This is a genomic window from Endobacter medicaginis (assembly GCF_014192375.1).
GTDB lineage: Bacteria > Pseudomonadota > Alphaproteobacteria > Acetobacterales > Acetobacteraceae > Endobacter > Endobacter medicaginis.
On record NZ_JACHXV010000005.1, the window covers coordinates 255,221 to 273,049 of the forward strand.

Consider the following 17,829-nt stretch of genomic DNA (forward strand, 5'->3'; position numbering starts at 1 on the left):
AGCCCGTCCCCGAACGGACCGACCGGCGCGATGGGGGCATCGGCCGCAAACGTCATGAGGTCGATGAGGATGGTGTCTGCGTGCATCGATGCTCCTGTCAGAGAGCTATCGAAGGCGAAACCACCAAGCCGAAAAAGCGGATAATTCTCCTTCGGATGTCATCTTGTGGTTGACGGTCACCGTGGCCGCGACCGGTCCCGGCCGGCGTCTCAGCCGAGGATCATCCGTTTCATCCCCTCCGCCACCACGGCGACCACGACCACACTGGCGGCCCAGATGGCGACGAACCAGAGCAGCCGCCGCCCCAGCGGCCTCGCGGCGGCGGGGTCGGGGGGAAGCTCAGTGATAGTGCGTCTCCGTGCCGACCTTGCCGCGGAACACCCAGTATGAATACGCGCTGTAAGCAGACACCATCGGAATCAGGACGATCGCGCCGGCGAGCAGGAACCACTGGCTCTGCGGCGGCGACGAGGCCTGCCAGATGTCGATCGAGGGTGGCACGATCCATGGCCATAGGCTGATGCCCAGCCCGGTGAAGCACAGGAAGAACCAGCCCAGCGCACACAGTAGCGGGGTGACGTGGTGGGCCTCGTCGTCGATGGTGCGCGCGAACCGCCAAGCGAGCACTGCGACGAGGATCGGCACCGGTGCGACGAACACGATGCGCGGCCAGGTGTTCCAATGGCGCAGGTAATGGAGTTGCAGCGTTGGCGTCCACAGGCTGACCACCACGATCAGCCCCAGCGTTATGGCGGCGAGGATCTTCGCATGCCGCCGGGCACGCGCCTGCAGGTCGCCTTGCGTGCGCCACACCAGATAGCACGCGCCGAGCAGGCTGTAGCCGATCACCACCGCGATGCCGCAGAAGATCGAGAAGCCGCTGAGCCAGTCGAACCAGCCGCCAGCATATTCGCCATCCACTGTATGGATGCCCTGGATCAGCGCGCCGAGGATGACGCCCTGCATGAAGGAGGCCGTGAGCGAACCGGCGAAGAAGGCGAAATCCCAGGCCTTGCGCGTCTGAACGCTCTGTGCGCGCGGACGGTATTCGAAGGCGACGCCGCGGAAGATCAGCGCCAGCACCATGGCGATGATCGGTGGATACAATGCCGGCAGAATGGTGCCGTAGGCGACAGGAAACACGCCGTAGAGGGCGGCCCCACCCAGCACCAGCCAGGTCTCGTTGCCGTCCCAGACGGGCGCGATGGTGTTGACCATCACGTCGCGGTCGCCACGGTGGTTCTCGACCGCGAACAGGATGCCCAGGCCCAGATCGAACCCGTCCAACACGATATAGGCCAGGACGGTAAAGGCGGCGATGCAGCCCCAGATGATCGGCAGCAGGTGGGTGGCGTGCAGCATGGCGCGTCTACTCCGCCACGCCGGCGGCGGTGCCGTGATGGCGCGCCGGTCCGGGATGGATGCCCGCGGTGCGGATTACCTCGTCGGGGGAGGGCCCCTGCTCGCCGCTCTCCGGGCGCTGCGCCATCAGCTTGAGCAGGAAGGCCAGGCCGGCGCCATAGACGATGAAATACACCACGATGAAGGCGATCAGCGACGCGGCGATGCCGGGTGCTGCGATCGGCGAGGCGCTGTCGGCGGTGCGCAGCAGGCCATAGACCGTATAGGGCTGGCGGCCGACTTCGGTGGTGACCCATCCGCACAGCAGCGCGACGAAGCCCGAGGGCGCCATCACCAGCGCGAAACGCTGCAGCCAGCGGTTCTCGAAGAACGTGCCGCGCCAGCGCAGATACAGGCTGAACAGCCCCAGCAGCACCATCAGCATCGCCAGGCCGACCATGATGCGGAACGAGAAGAACAGCAGCGGCGAATAGGGACGGTCGGCGGCGGGGAAATCCTTCAGCCCCGGAACCTTGCCATCGAGGCTGTGGGTCAGGATCAGCGAGCCGAGCAGCGGGATCTCGACCTTGTAGTCGGTACGCTCCTCCTTCATGTTCGGAATGCCGAACAGCAGCTCGGGCGCGCGGCCCTCGCTGGTCCAGTCGCCCTCCATCGCCGCGATCTTCGCCGGCTGGTGAGCCAGTGTGTTGAGCCCGTGCGCGTCGCCGGCCAGCACCTGGAGTGGTGCCACCAGCGCCGCCATCCACATCGCCATCGAGAACATCACCCGCACCGGCTCGCTTGCTCGCCGTCCGGCCCGGCGGTCGCGGATCAGATGCCATGCGCCCACCGCGCCCACGGTGAAGGCGACGGAGAGGAACGCCGCCAGCCCCATATGCACGAGCCGGAACGGAAATGACGGGTTGAAGATGATCGCCAGCCAGTCCGCCGGCAGGAAGCGTCCCGTCGCCGGGTCGATCACGTAGCCCTGCGGCGTCTGCATCCACGAATTCGACGCCAGGATCCAGCTCATCGAGATCAGCGTGCCGACCGACACCGCGCAGGTGGCGGCGAAGTGCAGCCGACGTCCGACCTTGTTCATCCCGAACAACATCACGCCGAGGAAACCGGCCTCGAGGAAGAACGCGGTCAGCACCTCGTAGGCCAGCATCGGGCCGAGAATCGGGCCGGCCTTCTGCGCGAAGCGCGCCCAGTTGGTGCCGAATTCGTAGCTCATTACGATGCCGGAGACCACGCCCATCGCGAACACGATGGCGAAGATCTTGAGCCAGTAACGGAAGATGTCGAGATAGACCTGCCGACCGGTCTTCAGCCACAGCCCCTCGAGGACGGCGAGATAGGCCGCCAGTCCGATCGAGAATGCCGGAAACAGGATGTGAAAGCCGACGGTGAAGGCGAACTGGAAACGGGCGAGATCGAGGGCGGAGATACCGAACATCGAGGCAACCTTTCGAGCCCGCGTCCGCGGTGCGAACGCCAAGGCAAGGTGTTCAACGACGCCGTGTCCGTGTGGTTGCCCAGTCCCGCTCGACGTTCGGGCCGGAGCTGGCCCGGACCCGGTGCGCCGACCGTCATGGAAGCGCCAGTACCGCCTTCGGTCACCCGGCGGCATGGGATCCAGGTCATCATCGCGTCAGGCCGCCTGCCTCCCGCGCTGGGCGACCGGGGATGCGGCGCGCGGTGTGATCAGCAGCGATAGCAGCGCGATCAGCGCGGCGATCGTCAACCACAGGCCGGGCATCGCCGCATCATGGGTTCTCGCGATCATCCCGGTGCAGATCAGGGGTGTCATGCCGCCGAACAGTGCCGTCGCCAGGCTGTAGGCGAGCGAAAAACCGGTGACGCGCAGATTCTCCGGCATCGTTTCTGCCAGATAGGGGATCAGTGCGCCGTTATAGGTCGCATAGATCACCGCGAGCACCAGTTCGACGGTCATGAAGCGCGGCAGCGACGGCGCCGTGGTCAGCCAGGCCATTGCCGGCCACGCCAGGCACGCCATCGCGATCGCAGCACCGAACAGCACCGGTCGCCGGCCGATGCGATCCGACAGGCTGCCGCCGATCGGCAGGATGGTGAAATTGCAGATACCGCCGATAAGCGTCACCAGCAGGGCGGTTGTCATCGACAGATGCAGCTCGCGCGTGCCGAAGGTCGGCGTGTAGGAGGTGATGGTGTAGAAGCTGACCGTCGTCATCACCACCAGCATCATCGCGCGCAGCACGGTGCCGATATTGTCGCCCAGGATGCGCATCGCCTGTCCGAGCGAGGGATGCTGCGCGTGTTCGAAGCTGTCGGTTTCCTCCAGCCCCCGACGCAGCAGCAGGATCAACGGAATGACGAGGCAGCCGATCAGGAACGGGATGCGCCAGCCCCAGGCGTTCATCTGTGCCGGCGCCAGCCATGCATCCAGCGAGAAACCCAGCAGGGCGGCAATCATCACCGCGATCTGCTGGCTGCCGGACTGGAAGCTGGCATACAGGCCCCGCTGTCCGGGCGGGGCGATCTCGGCCAGATAGACCGAGACGCCACCCAGCTCCGCACCGGCCGAAAATCCCTGCACCAGCCGGCCGAACACGATCAATGCCGGTGCGAGCAGACCGATCTGCGCATAGGGCGGGGTCAGCGCGATCGTCAGCGTGCCGATCGCCATCAGTCCCAGCGTGACCAGCAGGCCGATCCGCCGTCCGCGTCGGTCGATGAACGCGCCCAGCAGGACCGCACCCAGAGGACGCATCATGAACGCTGCGCCGAACGTGGCGAGCGCGGAGAGCAGCTGCGTGGTCTTGCTGCCGCCGGGGAAGAATGCGGCCCCGATCGCTGACGCATAGAAGCCGAAGATCATGAAATCATACATCTCAAGCATGTTGCCCGAGGCGATGCGGATGATCTTGCCAGCGGCGCCGTGTCGTGACGGTGTGTGGTCGGTCCGGTTCATTCGTTTCTCCCTCTGTTCCGCCCTTGAGGGCGGTTTTTTTGGCCGGATCAGGGTGTGTCGATCTCCGGCAGCCCGGCGAGCCGGCGCCAGCCCGCCTCGTCCGTGGTCTCGATGCCGAGCTCGGCAGCCTTCCTCGCCTTGGAGCCCGCCTCCGCGCCGAGGATCACCAGGTCGGTGTTCTTCGAGACCGAATCGGTCACTTTCGCACCCATCCGCTGCGCGATCGCCTTCGCCTCGGGGCGGGTCATCGTGGTCAGCGTGCCGGTAAATACCAGCGTCCGGGCAGACAGGGCACCCGAGGCGGATTCGGGTTCGAGCGCCTCGATCGTCAGCTGTGCTGCGAGATCGTCGAGTGCCGCGCGGTTGTGCGCCTCGGAGAAGAACTGTGCGAGTTCCTCGGCGATGGTGGTGCCGATGCCGGTGATGCTGCCCAATGCGAGCCGTGCGTCCGAGCCGATTATGGTCGCGTCCAGCATCTGTGCGCGCCAGTCGGCGAAGGTGCCGTAGTGACGCGCGAGCAGCCGTGCGTTGGTCTGGCCGATCCGCCGGATGCCGAGGCCGTAGATGAAGCGGTCGAGCGGAATGCGGCGGCGCTGCTCGATCCCGCCGAGAAGGTTGCGCACCGAGGTCGGCTTCCAGCCGCGCCGGCCGAGGATGTCGGCCTCGTGTTCGTGCAGCCGGAAGATGTCGGCCGGGGCGCGCAGCAGCCCGGCCTCGAAGAACTCCACGACGGTCTTCTCCCCGAGCCCGTCGATGTCGAACGCATCGCGCGAGGCGAGATGGATCAGCCGCTCCACCGCCTGCGCCGGGCAGATCAGACCGCCAGTGCAGCGCACCACCACCTCGCCGGGCGGGCGTTCGGCGCGCGATCCGCAGGCCGGGCAGTGATCGGGGAAGACGTAAGCCGCGCCGCGATCCCTGCCGGGTTCGTCGACCACGCCGAGGATCTGCGGGATCACGTCGCCGGCGCGCTGCACCGCCACCCGATCGCCGACGCGGACATCCTTGCGCGCGATCTCGTCGGCATTGTGCAGGGTCGCACGCGTGACGATGACGCCGCCGACATTGACCGGCTCCAGCCAGGCGACCGGTGTGAGCGCGCCGGTGCGGCCGACCTGGATGCGGATGTCCTCCAGACGGGTGATCGCCTGCTCGGCGGCGAATTTCCATGCGATCGCCCAGCGCGGCGCGCGGCCGACGAAACCGAGACGGGTCTGCAGCGCCAGATCGTCGATCTTGTAGACGATGCCGTCGATGTCATAGGCGAGATCGGCACGTTCGACGGTCAGCCGCTCACGGAAGGCGGCGGCCTGTTCGGGCGTGTCGATCAGGGTGTTGAGCGGGTTGACCGCGAAGCCCCACTCCCGCAGCCGGGCGAGATAGTCCCAGTGCGTGGTGGCGACCGGCTGGCTGCTCTCGCCCTGCGCATAGGCGAAGAACGACAGGGGCCGTGAGGCGGTGATCGAGGCATCGAGCTGGCGCAGGGAGCCGGCGGCGGCGTTGCGCGGATTGGCGAAGACCGGCTCGTCCTCGGCCTCGCGGCGGCGGTTGAGGTCGAGGAAATCGGCCTTGGAGAGGAAGATCTCGCCGCGGATCTCGATCAGCTCGGGAGGGTCGCCGGAAAGCCGCTTCGGGATCGCGTCGATGACGCGGACATTGGCGGTGACGTCCTCGCCGGTCTGGCCGTCGCCGCGCGTCGCTGCGGTGCGCAGTTCGCCGTGCTCGTAGGTCAGTGAGAGCGACAGCCCGTCGATCTTGGGTTCGGCCACCATGCGCAGGGCGGTCTGGGCTTCGGGTTTGAGGCCGAGGAACCGGCAGATACGGGCGATGAATTCGTCGAAATCGGTCGCGTCGAACGCATTGTCGAGCGACAGCATCGGCGTGCGGTGCCGGTGCTTGGGGAAGCGGCCATCGGGGGTGGCGCCGACGCGGGTGATCGGGCCGTCGGCGCGGGCGAGGGCGGGGAAGCGACACTCGATCGCCTGGGCGCGCCGGCGCAGCGCGTCATAGGCGGCATCGTCGATCAGCGGCGCGTCGGCGCCGTGATAGGCGGTGTCGGCCGCGGCGATCCGGGCGGCGAGATCGGCGAGTTCGTCCGCGGCATCGGCTTGCGTGAGGCTGTCGATGTCGCGGGTCATGAGGCGAAGAGTCCGAGTTGCGACCCGCCTTGCGCGAGCAGCGCATCGGCGGCGGCGCGGGCGGCGTCGGTGACGGTCTCGCCGGCCAGCATCCGCGCCAGCTCCTCGCGCCGTTCGTGGCCCGAAAGCGGGGCGGCGGAGGTGGTGGTGCGGCCGGCGCGGACCGACTTGGCGATGCGCAGATGGGCGGCCGCACGGGCGGCGACCTGCGGCGAGTGGGTGACGACCAGGGTCTGCACGCCCTTGGCCACCGCCGCCAGCCGCTCACCGACCGCGGCCGCGGTCGCACCGCCGACGCCGGAATCGACCTCGTCGAAGACCAGCGTCGGCACGGTCGAGACGCTGGCCAGCACCACCTTGAGCGCGAGCATCAGACGCGACAGTTCGCCGCCCGAGGCGACGCGGCCGAGCGGGCCGGGGGGTTCGCCCGGGTTGGCGGCGATCATGAACTGGGCGGCGTCGATGCCGCGCGGCCCCCAGCCGGTCTCGGGGAGGCGGTCGAGGGCGACGGAGAATTTGGCCCGGCCCAGACGCAGGGGGGCGAGTTCGGCGTCGATGGCGCTGGCGAGCCGGCCGCCGGCCTTGGCGCGTGCGGCCGACAGCGCCTCGGCGGCGGCGAGATAGGCGGCTCGGGCGGTGTCCAGCTCGGCCTCGAGCGCGACCAGCGCGTCGGTGCCGCTGTCGATGGTGGCGAGGCGGGCGGTGAAGCCGGCGAGCAGGGCGGGGAGGGCGTCGACGGTGGTGGTGTGCTTGCGGGCGGCGGCACGGAGCGCGAACAGCCGCTCCTCGGTCGCTTCCAGACCGCGCGGATCGGCTTCCCAGTCATTGGCCAGACGGCCGAGCAGGGTTTCCGCCTCGGCCAAAGCGTCCTCGGCGCGCTCGAGGGCGGCGAGGGCGGCCTCGACCTGTCCGGCGGGGGCATCCTCGGGGGGTGGGCCGAGTTTCTGCAGGGCGCGCGAGGCGGCGCGCAGGCTGGCGGCCGGACCACCGTTGCGGCGGTCGCGGGGGGCGATCTCGCCGATCGCGGCGGCGACCGCCTCGGCGCGGCGCTCGCCCTGCTGCAGGGCCTGGCGGCGGGCGGCGAGGGCGAGTTCCTCGTCGGGCTCGGGCGCGAGTTCGGTCAACTCGGCGGCGGCGTGGCGCAGCCAGTCTTCCTCGCTCGCGGCCGCGGCGAGTGCGGCCTGGGCTTCGGCCAGCGTGCTGCGGGCGCGGTCCAGACGGCGCCAGGCCTCGCCGACCGCATCGCGCAGCGTCGCCTTGACCCCGAAAGCGTCGAGCAGGCCGAGATGCAGGGCGGGGTCGGCGAGGCCCATCTGGTCGTGCTGGCCCTGGATCTCGACCAGGGTGGCGCCGATCTGGCGCAGCAGGGCGACGCCGACCGGCTGGTCGTTGAGGAAGGCGCGTGAGCGGCCGTCGCGCAGCACCACCCGGCGCAGCACCAGCATCTCGCCCGGCTCGATGGCGAGGCCCTGCTCGGCGGCCAGCGCGAAGGCGGGGTGGGAGGGGGCGAGGTCGAAGCTGGCGGAGACGCTGGCCTGCTCGGCGCCGCTGCGCAGCAGCGAGGCGGCGGCGCGTTCGCCCAGGGCGAGGCCGAGGCTGTCGAGCAGGATCGACTTGCCCGCGCCGGTCTCGCCGGTCAGCACCGTCAGGCCGGGGGCGAGGTCGAGGTCGAGCTGGTCGATCAGCACGACGTCGCGGATGCCGAGGCGGGTCAGCATGTGTACACGGGGGTGTACACGCCCATAGGGGGCGAACGGGGCGGTTTTGGATTTTCTCGTGTCAGAGGCGGGAAAATCTCAAAACACCGAGTTCCATGTGCGGCTGATGAGGCCGCCTTTTGCCGGGGCCGGCATCTGGTCGCCCGGCTGGAGCGAATGGGTGCGGCGCAGCTGGTCATAGGCATAGGAATACCAGATGCTGCCGGGATAGTTGTAGGCCAGCACCGAGGCGGTCTTGCGGGCCTGGTCGACCAGGCCGAGCTTGAGATAGACCTCGACCAGACGCTGCAGCGCCTCGGCGACGTGGTTGGTGGTCTGGTAGTCCTGCACGACGCGCTGGTAGCGGTTGACCGCCGCCTCGTAGAAATGCTGGCGCTCGTAGTAGCGGCCGATCAGCATCTCCTTGCCGGCGAGGTGGTCGCGGCAGAGGTCGATCTTGAGTGCGGCGTCGCGGGCGTAGTCGGTGTTGGGGAAGCGGGCGACGACCTCCTGCAACGCCGCCATCGCCTGCACGGTGCCCTGCTGGTCGCGCTGGATGTCGGCGATCTGCTCATAATAGCACAGCGCGCGCAGATAGTAGGCATAGGCCGCGTCGGGGCTGGTCGGGTGGAGCTGGAGGAAGCGGTCGAGCTGGCTGATGGCGTCGGGGAACTCGTCGCGCTTGTAGTAGGCGTAGCCCTCCATGAGCTGCGCGTTCGCCGTGTAGGGCGAATAGGGGTAGAACTGCTGGATCGCCTCGAACTGGGTGATCGCCTGGCTGTAGCTCTTGTCGTGGATCGAATCGATGCCGTGATTGTACAGCACGTCCGGCTGCTGGGTGGACAGGTCGATCGGCGGCTTCTCGTGGCCGAACAGACCGCAGCCCGACAGCAGCAGCGTCGCGGCAAGTGAGACGACGAGCTTGCGGGGGCGGAAAGGATCGGAGCGCAGCATCACACCTGTCTTGCAGTAGCCGGGCGCGATGCCCTCGTTCGGCAGCCTTATACCATGCTCCCGGACCGGAGGAAGTCAGGCCGCAGACGCCAGGCGGTGGCATCGGCGAGCAGCGCATGCAGCAGGCGGTTGTTGAGCGCGTGGCCCGAACGGTGGCCGACGAATTCGGCGCGCAGCGGCCGTCCGGCAAGCGCGAGGTCGCCCACCGCGTCGAGCAGCTTGTGACGGACGAACTCGTCCGGACGGCGCAGGCCGCCGGGATTGAGCACCGAATCGGCATCGACCACCACCGCATTGTCGAGCGAGCCGCCGCGGGCGAGACCGGCGGCGCGGGCGCGCTCGATCTCGGCGGCCTCGGTGAAGGTGCGGCAGTCGGCGATCTGGCCGGCGAAGCTGTGCTCCGACAGCGACAGCGATGCCGACTGGCGACCGATCGCACGCGAGGCGAATTCGATCTCCATGGACAGCTCCAGGCCGCGTCCGCTGGTCGGGCGCAGCTCGGCCCAGGCGGCATCGGCGCCCTCGCCATGGCTGACGCGCACCGGCCGCAGCACCTCGATGGTCAACCGCGGCGCGGTCTGTGCGACGCGGCCGGCGCAGGCGATCAGGAAGCTGAACGGGGCGGCGGAGCCGTCGAGGATCGGCACCTCGGGACCGTCGAGCTCGATCACCGCATTGTCGATCCCCGCACCGGCGAGGGCCGCCATGACATGCTCGACGGTGCCGACCGTGGCGTGGCGGCCGTCGGGCGTGGTCACGCCCAGCAGGGTGCACAGGCGGGTGTCGGTGACGAAATCGTAGCGGGCCGGCAGGTCGATGCCGAGATCGGTGCGGCGGAACACGATGCCCGATTCGTCGGGGCCCGGACCCAGGCGCAGCCAGGTCTCGCGGCCGCTGTGCAGGCCGACACCGCGGCAGTGGATCGACTGGCGCAGGGTGTGCTGGCGGGCGGTCCCGGCCGGCAGCCCGGTGCGCAGCGCGGCGGCGGGACGGTCCTCGGGCGCGATGCTTTCGATCTCATCACGATCGATCACCAGCGCGCCGGCAAACCCATCCATCAGGCCGTCCTCCCGACCGGGCCGCAGGCCCGCATCATTACCCGGATCATCAGATCATTATCGGAACTGCCGGCGTCATGCCGATGCAGCCCCTTTGTCAGCGTCAAACTAGGCCGGCCCCATTGGCCAGTGCCATTCAAGCTTTATTTCCGAGTATTTCGACCTAAGCCCATGAAATTGCGACATATTTATGTCAACAACGAACACCGCCGCCGCAGCGGGGCTGCGGCGGCGGGCGGTCGTTTCGGCTTCGTTTCAGACCTCCGGGGAGGCTCCGGTCACGAGGACTGGCGGCGCAGGAAGGCCGGGATTTCCAGCCCCGCCTCGTCGGCGGTGACGGAGGCGCGGGAGTCCTCGCGCTGCACCTGCGGCTCGGCGCGCGGGGCGGGCTCGGGGGCCGGGGCGGGGCTGCCGGACCGGCGCAGGGCGCCGGTGACGAGGCCGAACAGGGAGCTGCGCGGCGCCGGCTCCGGCGGGCGCGCCGGCTCGGTGTAGAGGCCGCGACCGCCCGGCACGCGCTGCGACAGCGGCACCTGGCGGGGTGCTGCGGCCGGCGAGGGGGCGGCCTGCTCGACCGGCTCGCCGGCCGGCGCGGCGTGGACGGCATGGGCGGCGTGGGCGGCGGCCGGAGCTGGCGCCGCGCCGGGCTGGAAGGCGGCGACCGACGGTTGGGCGGCGGCGAGACCCGGCTGCGCATGGGGCTGGCCCTGAGTCTGGGCCTGGGCCTGGGCGCCGGAGGGGGCCACCCATTCCTCGCTGCCGCCGCCGACCGCGACCAGACGCGGACGCGCGGCCTCGGCGAGGATCGGCGTGTCGATGCCGGTGGCGACCACAGAGACGCGCACCCGGCCGGAGAGGTTCTCGTCGATCGCCGAGCCGAAGATGATGTTGGCGTCCTCGGCCACTTCCTCGCGGATGCGGTTGGCGGCCTGGTCGACCTCGAACAGGGTCATGTCCTCGCCGCCGGTGATGTTGATCAGCAGGCCGCGCGCGCCGGCCATCGAGGTATCCTCGAGCAGCGGGTTGGAGATCGCCGCCTCGGCCGCACGGATGGCGCGGTTCTCGCCGTCGGCCTCGCCGGTGCCCATCATCGCCTTGCCCATCTCGGCCATCACGGTGCGGATGTCGGCGAAGTCGAGATTGACCAGGCCCGGGGCGACCATCAGGTCGGTGACGCCGCGCACGCCCATGTAGAGGACGTGGTCGGCCATCTTGAAGGCTTCCTTCCAGCCGGTGCGCTCGTTGGCGAGGCGGAAGAGGTTCTGGTTGGGGATCACGATCAGCGTGTCGACATATTGCTGCAGCTCGGCGATGCCGGTGTCGGCCGCCTTGGCGCGGCGCACGCCCTCGAAGGTGAAGGGCTTGGTGACCACGCCGACGGTGAGGATGCCGCGCTCGCGCGCCATGCGCGCGATCACCGGGGCGGCACCGGTGCCGGTGCCGCCGCCCATGCCGGCGGTGATGAACACCATGTGCGCGCCGTCGAGATGGCGCGAGAGCTCGTCGGAAGCCTCCTCGGCGGCCGCGCGGCCGATCTCGGGCTTGGCCCCCGCGCCGAGACCCTGCGTCAGGTGCGGGCCGAGCTGGATGCGACGGTCGGCGCGGCTGTGGGTGAGCTGCTGGGCGTCGGTGTTGGCGACGACGAACTCCACGCCCTGCAGGTTGAGCTGGATCATGTTGTCGACGGCGTTGGTGCCGCCGCCGCCCACGCCGATCACCGTGATACGCGGCGAGAAATCGGAGTAGGCCTGCTGCGGGATGGTGAGGTTGAGGGTCATGGACGTTGTCTCCGAAAAAATATCCGTGCGGGAGCGGGGCGTTATGCGGGGCCGGTGAGCGGGGCCGTCACATGCGCTCCCGCAGGAAGCCCACCACCCGGCGCATCAGGCCGGGCGGGCGGGGCTCGTTGAAATCGATGTCGGGCAGCACCTGGCCGTCGCCGGCGGCGAAGGCCAGCAGGCCCGAGGCGGTGGCGAAGGCCGGTGCCGAGGCGCTGTCCGGCAGGCCGGTGATGCGTCCCGGCCGGCCGGCGCGCACCTGCCGGCCGAGGATGCGGGCGGCGAGCTCGGGCACGCCGTCGAGCTGGCTGGCACCACCCGTCAGCACCACCCGCGAGGCGGCGGCGAGCCCGATGCCGGCCCCGTCGAGACGGTCGCGCACCAGCTCGAACGTCTCCTCGAGGCGCGGGCGGATGATGCCGACGATCATGCTGCGCGGCACGCGGGCGAACTGGTCGTCCTCGCCGGCGATGAGCTGCACGGGGAGGTATTCGCGCTCGTCCTCGGCACTCAGCTCGGCGTTGCCGTAGAGCACCTTGAGCCGCTCGGCACTTTCGAGCCGGGTCGAGAGCATGCCGGCGATGTCCTTGGTGACATGCAGCCCGCCCACCGGCAGCAGCGCGGTGTGCAGCATCTGGCCCTCGCCGAACACCGCGATCTGGGTGGTGCCGCCACCGAGATCGACCACGGTGGCGCCCAGCTCGCGCTCGTCCTCGGTCAGCACCGACAGGCCGGAGGCGAGCGGGGTGGAGACCAGGGTGGCGACGTCGAGATCGCAGCGCGCCAGGGTCGCGCGCAGGTTGCGCAGCGCCATGGTGGAGGCGTCGATCACGTGCAGCCGCGCGGTGAGCTGTTCGCAATGGTGGCCGCGCGGGTCGTCCACCCCGGTGGTCTGGTCCACCGCGAAGGTCAGCGGCAGCGCATGCACCAGGTCGCGGCCCTCGGTCTGCGCGCGCAGCCGGCCCTCGCTGACCACCCGGCGCACATCCGCATCGCCCACCACCTGGCCGCCGACCGGCCAGCGCACGTTGAAGATGCGGCTTTCCGGCTGGCCGCAGCTCAGGCCCACGGTGACGGAGCGCAGCCGGTGATCGGCCATTTCCTCGGCCTGGCCGACCGCGGCGCGGATGGTGCGCTCCGCCTCGTCGAGATCGACGATGCCGCCGGCCCGCACCCCCCGGGAGCGCTGCCAGCCATGCCCGATCACCTTGATGTTGCCGGCGCTGTCGGCACGGCCGATCAGGCAGGTGATCTTGGTGCTGCCGATATCGAGCGCGCCGAAGGTGCCGCCCTTGAGCCGGCGGCGACGCACCGGCGGCGGCACGATGGCGAGCGCCGTCTCCGTCCCTGCTGCGGCGGCGGGGGTGGCCAGTGCGAGCACGCCCTGCCGGCGCGGCGCGGGGGCCAGGGCTGATGCGGGCGCACGGGCGGGGGCCGGGTCGCGAAACAGGCCCGGCAGCGACGGCACCCCCGGCGGGGACGGCTCGCGCCGCATCGGCTGGTCGTGCGCCAGTGCCAGCGCGCCCGCCTCCGCAGCGTCGCCGGCAGGCGCCTCGGCGCCGTCGTAGCCGAGCAGGGCGACCGGCTCCTGGCTGACCACCGGGCGGCGCAGCAGGCCGCGGCGGGGACGTGCGGGCTTGCTCATGCCGGCTTCCTCGCCGTGTCGGTGTCGGGTGAAGCAGGGGTCGCGTGCGCCGTCGCGGCCTTGCCGGTGGACGGCGCGGCGGCGGGATCGGACGGCGGGGTGGGGAGCGGCCGCACCACCATGCGGTCGGCGAGGCGCAGGTCGATCGCCGCCATGGGCCGGTCGAGCAGCGCCATGGTGGTCTCGTATTTCGCCAGCCGGGCGATGGCGGGTGCTTCCTCGCCCTCGGGCAGCATCACGGTGGTGCCGTTGCGCAGGGAGAGGTTCCAGCGCCGGTCGCCGACCCGCACCGCCGCCATGACATGCGCGTTGACCTCGGGTGTCGCCTTGAGCAGGTCGAGCAGGGCAGCCGCGTTCCTGGCCGCCCCCGTGCCCACCACCAGCGGCAGACGCGCGAAGGCCTCGGCGTCCTTGCCGTTCATGCCCTGGCCGGCGACCGGATTGCCGGCGCGGTCGATCAGCACGAAATTGCCGCGGTCCTGCCAGACCGCGAACGGGGTGCGTTCCACCAGCCGCACCACGATGGTGTCCGGCAGCCGGCGCTCCACCGAGGCGGTCTCGACGAAGGGCAGCGCGTCGATCCTGGCCTGCGCCGCGCGCGGCGAGAAGGCGATGATGTCGTCGCCGATACGCGCGCCGAGGGCGGCGTCGAGCGAGGCCTGCGAGGTCATGTCGCGACCGCTCACCACGATGTGGGCGACCTCGAGATGCGCGGTGCGCGTCAGCCTCGCGCGCAGCGGCGAGAGCACATGGCCGGGCGCGAAGGCATGGATGGTCCAGCTTCCCGCCCCCAGCAGCACCAGGCAGGCGCCGGCCACCGCCGCCGGGCCGGCGAGGCGGCGGCTGCGGCGCAGCAGGATCGCCAGCCGCGAGGGCCGGTCCATCGGCCGGGCGCGGGAGCGGCTCACACGCGGCATGTCGCGTTCTCCACCATCCAGGCGCACAGCGCGGCGAAATCCATCCCGCAGGCGGCGGCCTGCTCGGGCAGCAGCGAGGTCGCGGTCAGGCCGGGCTGGGTGTTGACCTCCAGCAGCACCAGCCGCCCCGGTTCGCCGGCGGTATCGTCGTAGCGGAAATCCGACCGGCTCGCGCCGCGGCAGCCGAGCGCGCGATGGGCGGCGAGCGCGATGCGCTTGGCATCGGCGATGACGTCGGGATGCACGGGTGCGGGCAGGACGTGGCGCGAGCCGCCCTCGCTGTACTTGGCCTCGTAATCGTAGAAATCGTGCCCTTCGATGGTGGGCGCGATCTCGGTGACGGTGAGGGCGCGGTCGTCGAGCACGCCGACGGTGAGCTCGCGGCCGGGGATGAACTCCTCGACCAGGGCGTGGCTGCCGAAGCGCCAGCCGCGGGCGATCTCGGCGCGGCGGTTGGAGCCGGCGCGGATGATTTCCACCCCCACCGACGAGCCCTCGCTGACCGGCTTGATGACATAGGGCAGCGGCAGCGGATCGGTGGCCTCGAGGGCCGCGATCTCCACCAGCCCGCCGGGGGCCACCGGCAGTCCGGCGGCGGCAAACACCGCGCGGGCCGCCTGCTTGTCCATCGCCACCGCCGAGGCGCGCAGGCCGGAATGGGTGTAGGGGATGCCCATCCAGTCCAGCACGCCCTGGATGGTGCCGTCCTCGCCGAACGGCCCGTGCAGGGCGTTGAACACCACGTCGGGGCGCGCGCCGTCGGCCCCGGCGCCGTCGATGGCGCCGACCAGGGCCGCGAGATCCGGTCCGGCGTCGATCGGCGTGACCTCGTAGCCGGCCGCGCGCAGCGCGCCGCAGACCTGGCGGCCCGAGGACAGGCTGACCTCGCGTTCCGACGACATTCCGCCCATCACCACGGCGACATGCTTCATGCCGGGTCTCCCGCGCCGGGAGCGGTGCGCCCTGCGGCGCTGGGGCGGCCGATGCGCTTGATTTCCCAGTCGAGCTGCACGCCGGTCGCAGCGCGCACCCGCCTGCGGACCTCCTCGCCGAGCGATTCCAGATCGGCGGCGGTCGCAGCACCGGTGTTGAGCAGGAAATTGCAGTGTTTCTCGCTGACCTGCGCGCCGCCGAGGGTGAGGCCCCGGCAGCCGGCCTCGTCGATCAACGCCCAGGCCTTCTTCGACGACAGCACCGCATCGGGATTGCGGAAGGTGGAGCCACCCGTGCGGGCGCGCACCGGCTGCGACGCCTCGCGGGCGGCGCGGATCTCGGCGATGCGGGAGGCGACCGTCTCGCGCGGGGCGGGGATCGCGCGCAGGCGGGCGCGCACCACCACGGCCCCCGGCGGCAGTGCGGAGTGGCGGTAGCCGAAGCGCAGCTTCGCGTTCTCGACCCGCACCAGCGCGCCCTCGCGGGTGACGATCTCGGCCCAGTCGAGCACCGCGGCGGTGTCGCTGTCATAGGCGCCGGCATTCATCGCCACCGCGCCGCCCAGCGAGCCGGGGATGCCGGCGAGGAATTCCAGCCCCGCCAGCCCGGCCTCGGCGGCGGTCTCGGCTATGGTCATGTCGAGGCAGGCGGCACCGGCGACCAGCCCGTCCTCCTCGACGGTGATGTCGGTGAAGCCGCGCGCCAGCCGGATCACCACGCCGGCGATGCCGCCGTCGCGGATGATGAGGTTCGACGCCGCGCCGATGGTGAGCACCGGCACTTCCAGCGGCAGGGCGGCGAGGAAGGCGGCCAGATCCTCGGCATCGGCGGGCTGCACCAGCACCTCCGCCGGGCCGCCGACGCGGAACCAGCTTCTGGGGCCGAGCGGCGCATGCTGGGAGATGCGGCCGCGCAGGGGCGGCAGCAGGGGCGCGATCTCACCGCCCTGCATCGCGCGCTCCGTCAGGGGCGACAGCGCGTTCATGCCGCATGGCCGTTGCGGGGCTTGAGCAGGGCACCGAGCTGTTCGGGCAGCGCCTGCGCCCAGGCGGTGATGTTGCCCGCGCCGAGGCAGACCACGAAATCGCCGGGCTTGGCGATGGCGGCGATCATCTCGGCGAGATGCTCCGGGCCCGGCAGCGGCACCACCGAGCGATGGCCGGCGGCGCGTAGCCCGTCGACGAGCGCGTCGCGGTCCACACCCTCGATCGGCGATTCGCCGGCGGCGTAGACATCGGCGACGATGACGGTGCCGGCATCGTTCATGTGGGTGCAGAAATCGGCAAACAGCGTCTGCAGGCGCGAGTAGCGATGCGGCTGCACGACCGCGATGACGTCGCGCGCGCCAGCCTGACGCGCGGCCTTCAGCACGGCGGCGATTTCCACCGGATGGTGGCCGTAATCGTCGATGATGGTGATGCCGCCGATCTCGCCGGTGCGGGTGAAACGGCGCTTGACGCCACGGAAATCGGCGAACGCGCTGCGGATGGTGGCGTCGTCAATCTCCATCTCCACACCCACCGCGACGGCGGCGAGCGCGTTGAGCACGTTGTGCTGGCCGAGCATCGGCAGGCGGAACGGACCCATCCTGCGGGTGCGGTTGCGGTTGCGGTCGGTGACGGCAACCTCGAAGGTGGCACCACGCTTGTCGGTGATCACGCGCTCTGCGCGCACGTCGGCCTGCGGCGAGAAACCGTAGGTGATGATGCGGTGATCCGACAGGCGCGGGATCATCTGCTGCACGCCGGGATGGTCGATGCACAGCACCGCGAAACCGTAGAACGGGATGTTGGAGACGAACTGGTCGTAGCCCGCGGCCATCGCCTCCGCGGTGCCCCAGTGATCGAGATGCTCGGGGTCGATGTTGGTGACGACCGCGATCGTTGCAGGCAGGCGCAGGAAACTTCCGTCGCTCTCGTCGGCCTCGACCACCATCCAGTCGCCCGCGCCCATGCGGGTGTTGGTGCCGTAGGCCTCGATGATGCCGCCGTTGATGACGGTGGGATCGAGACGCGCGGATTCGAGCACGGCGGCGACCAGCGAGGTGGTGGTGGTCTTGCCGTGCGTGCCGCCGATGGCGATCGACCAGCGCAGCCGCATCAGCTCGGCGAGCATTTCCGCGCGCCGCACCACCGGGATCAGCCGCGAGCGTGCGGCGACCACTTCGGGATTGTCGCGCTTGACGGCGGTGGAGATCACCACCACCTGCGCCGCGCCGAGATTCTCCGCCATGTGCCCGATCGACACCCTGATGCCGGCGCGGCGCAGCCTTGCGACATTGGCACTTTCGGAGATGTCCGAGCCCTGCACGGAATAACCCAGCGTGTGCAGCACCTCCGCGATTCCGGACATGCCGATGCCGCCGATGCCGACGAAATGAATCGTTCCGATATTGAGGGGCAGGGCGCGCAT

General features: G+C 70.3%; 14 protein-coding genes. All 14 read right to left on the minus strand.

What is annotated here, in order from left to right; genetic code table 11:
- Window positions 1-209 precede the first annotated feature (209 nt).
- The 14 genes from FHR90_RS17795 to murC all read right to left on the minus strand — a co-directional run bounded on the left by FHR90_RS17795 (window position 210) and on the right by murC (window position 17,829).
- The gene (locus FHR90_RS17795; protein WP_218061937.1) at window positions 210-407 is read right to left on the minus strand and encodes a DUF2474 family protein; all 198 of its coding nucleotides are present in this window, start codon (window positions 405-407) and stop codon (window positions 210-212) included.
- Window positions 340-1,362: a cytochrome d ubiquinol oxidase subunit II gene (gene cydB / locus FHR90_RS08700; protein ID WP_176622195.1), complete on the minus strand. Its 1,023-nt coding sequence runs from the start codon at window positions 1,360-1,362 to the stop codon at window positions 340-342. The genes FHR90_RS17795 and cydB overlap by 68 nt, the downstream gene beginning before the upstream one ends.
- 7 nt (window positions 1,363-1,369) lie before the next feature.
- A complete protein-coding gene (locus FHR90_RS08705; RefSeq protein ID WP_176622194.1) occupies window positions 1,370-2,800 on the minus strand; it encodes a cytochrome ubiquinol oxidase subunit I in 1,431 nt (476 codons plus the stop codon).
- A gap of 195 nt (window positions 2,801-2,995) precedes the next feature.
- Window positions 2,996-4,297, minus strand: a complete 1,302-nt coding sequence (gene tcuC, locus FHR90_RS08710) for a tricarballylate/proton symporter TcuC (protein ID WP_176622193.1) — start codon at window positions 4,295-4,297, stop codon at window positions 2,996-2,998.
- A gap of 47 nt (window positions 4,298-4,344) precedes the next feature.
- Window positions 4,345-6,435, minus strand: a complete 2,091-nt coding sequence (gene ligA, locus FHR90_RS08715) for an NAD-dependent DNA ligase LigA (RefSeq protein ID WP_183275057.1) — start codon at window positions 6,433-6,435, stop codon at window positions 4,345-4,347.
- Window positions 6,432-8,153: a DNA repair protein RecN gene (gene recN, locus FHR90_RS08720; RefSeq protein ID WP_183275058.1), complete on the minus strand. Its 1,722-nt coding sequence runs from the start codon at window positions 8,151-8,153 to the stop codon at window positions 6,432-6,434. The genes ligA and recN overlap by 4 nt, the downstream gene beginning before the upstream one ends.
- A gap of 78 nt (window positions 8,154-8,231) precedes the next feature.
- On the minus strand, window positions 8,232-9,086 hold the full coding sequence (locus tag FHR90_RS08725) for an outer membrane protein assembly factor BamD (RefSeq protein ID WP_176625841.1): 855 nt from the start codon (window positions 9,084-9,086) through the stop codon (window positions 8,232-8,234).
- A 47-nt stretch (window positions 9,087-9,133) separates the two neighbouring features.
- Window positions 9,134-10,144, minus strand: a complete 1,011-nt coding sequence (gene lpxC, locus FHR90_RS08730) for a UDP-3-O-acyl-N-acetylglucosamine deacetylase (protein ID WP_176625838.1) — start codon at window positions 10,142-10,144, stop codon at window positions 9,134-9,136.
- Between the two features lie 278 nt (window positions 10,145-10,422).
- Window positions 10,423-11,922, minus strand: coding sequence for a cell division protein FtsZ (gene ftsZ / locus FHR90_RS08735; RefSeq protein ID WP_183275059.1), 1,500 nt, complete (start codon window positions 11,920-11,922; stop codon window positions 10,423-10,425).
- A gap of 67 nt (window positions 11,923-11,989) precedes the next feature.
- A complete protein-coding gene (ftsA, locus tag FHR90_RS08740) occupies window positions 11,990-13,417 on the minus strand; it encodes a cell division protein FtsA (protein WP_408871432.1) in 1,428 nt (475 codons plus the stop codon).
- 146 nt (window positions 13,418-13,563) lie between these two features.
- Window positions 13,564-14,484, minus strand: coding sequence for a cell division protein FtsQ/DivIB (locus tag FHR90_RS08745; protein WP_246330133.1), 921 nt, complete (start codon window positions 14,482-14,484; stop codon window positions 13,564-13,566).
- Window positions 14,472-15,416 carry a D-alanine--D-alanine ligase gene (locus tag FHR90_RS08750; RefSeq protein WP_176626643.1) on the minus strand — a complete coding sequence of 315 codons (945 nt, stop codon included), beginning with the start codon at window positions 15,414-15,416 and terminating at the stop codon, window positions 14,472-14,474. Before FHR90_RS08750 ends, FHR90_RS08745 begins: the two co-directional genes overlap by 13 nt.
- The gene (gene murB, locus FHR90_RS08755; RefSeq protein WP_246330154.1) at window positions 15,413-16,369 is read right to left on the minus strand and encodes a UDP-N-acetylmuramate dehydrogenase; all 957 of its coding nucleotides are present in this window, start codon (window positions 16,367-16,369) and stop codon (window positions 15,413-15,415) included. The genes FHR90_RS08750 and murB overlap by 4 nt, the downstream gene beginning before the upstream one ends.
- Window positions 16,370-16,398: 29 nt before the next feature.
- Entirely contained in the window at window positions 16,399-17,829 is a 1,431-nt protein-coding gene (gene murC, locus FHR90_RS08760; RefSeq protein WP_176626059.1) for a UDP-N-acetylmuramate--L-alanine ligase, read from the minus strand.

Excerpts from the sequence above, each read along its gene's own strand:
- FHR90_RS08745 (WP_246330133.1), bottom strand. The coding sequence starts at position 14,484 with ATGCCGCGTGTGAGCCGCTCCCGCGCCCGGCCGATGGACCGGCCCTCG.
- murB (WP_246330154.1), bottom strand. The coding sequence starts at position 16,369 with ATGCAGGGCGGTGAGATCGCGCCCCTGCTGCCGCCCCTGCGCGGCCGC.
- tcuC (WP_176622193.1), bottom strand. The coding sequence starts at position 4,297 with ATGAACCGGACCGACCACACACCGTCACGACACGGCGCCGCTGGCAAG.
- FHR90_RS08725 (WP_176625841.1), bottom strand. The coding sequence starts at position 9,086 with ATGCTGCGCTCCGATCCTTTCCGCCCCCGCAAGCTCGTCGTCTCACTT.
- cydB (WP_176622195.1), bottom strand. The coding sequence starts at position 1,362 with ATGCTGCACGCCACCCACCTGCTGCCGATCATCTGGGGCTGCATCGCC.
- lpxC (WP_176625838.1), bottom strand. The coding sequence starts at position 10,144 with ATGGATGGGTTTGCCGGCGCGCTGGTGATCGATCGTGATGAGATCGAA.
- FHR90_RS08705 (WP_176622194.1), bottom strand. The coding sequence starts at position 2,800 with ATGTTCGGTATCTCCGCCCTCGATCTCGCCCGTTTCCAGTTCGCCTTC.
- recN (WP_183275058.1), bottom strand. The coding sequence starts at position 8,153 with ATGCTGACCCGCCTCGGCATCCGCGACGTCGTGCTGATCGACCAGCTC.
- ftsA (WP_408871432.1), bottom strand. The coding sequence starts at position 13,417 with ATGCGGCGCGAGCCGTCCCCGCCGGGGGTGCCGTCGCTGCCGGGCCTG.
- murC (WP_176626059.1), bottom strand. The coding sequence starts at position 17,829 with ATGCGCGCCCTGCCCCTCAATATCGGAACGATTCATTTCGTCGGCATC.
- FHR90_RS08750 (WP_176626643.1), bottom strand. The coding sequence starts at position 15,416 with ATGAAGCATGTCGCCGTGGTGATGGGCGGAATGTCGTCGGAACGCGAG.
- ftsZ (WP_183275059.1), bottom strand. The coding sequence starts at position 11,922 with ATGACCCTCAACCTCACCATCCCGCAGCAGGCCTACTCCGATTTCTCG.
- ligA (WP_183275057.1), bottom strand. The coding sequence starts at position 6,435 with ATGACCCGCGACATCGACAGCCTCACGCAAGCCGATGCCGCGGACGAA.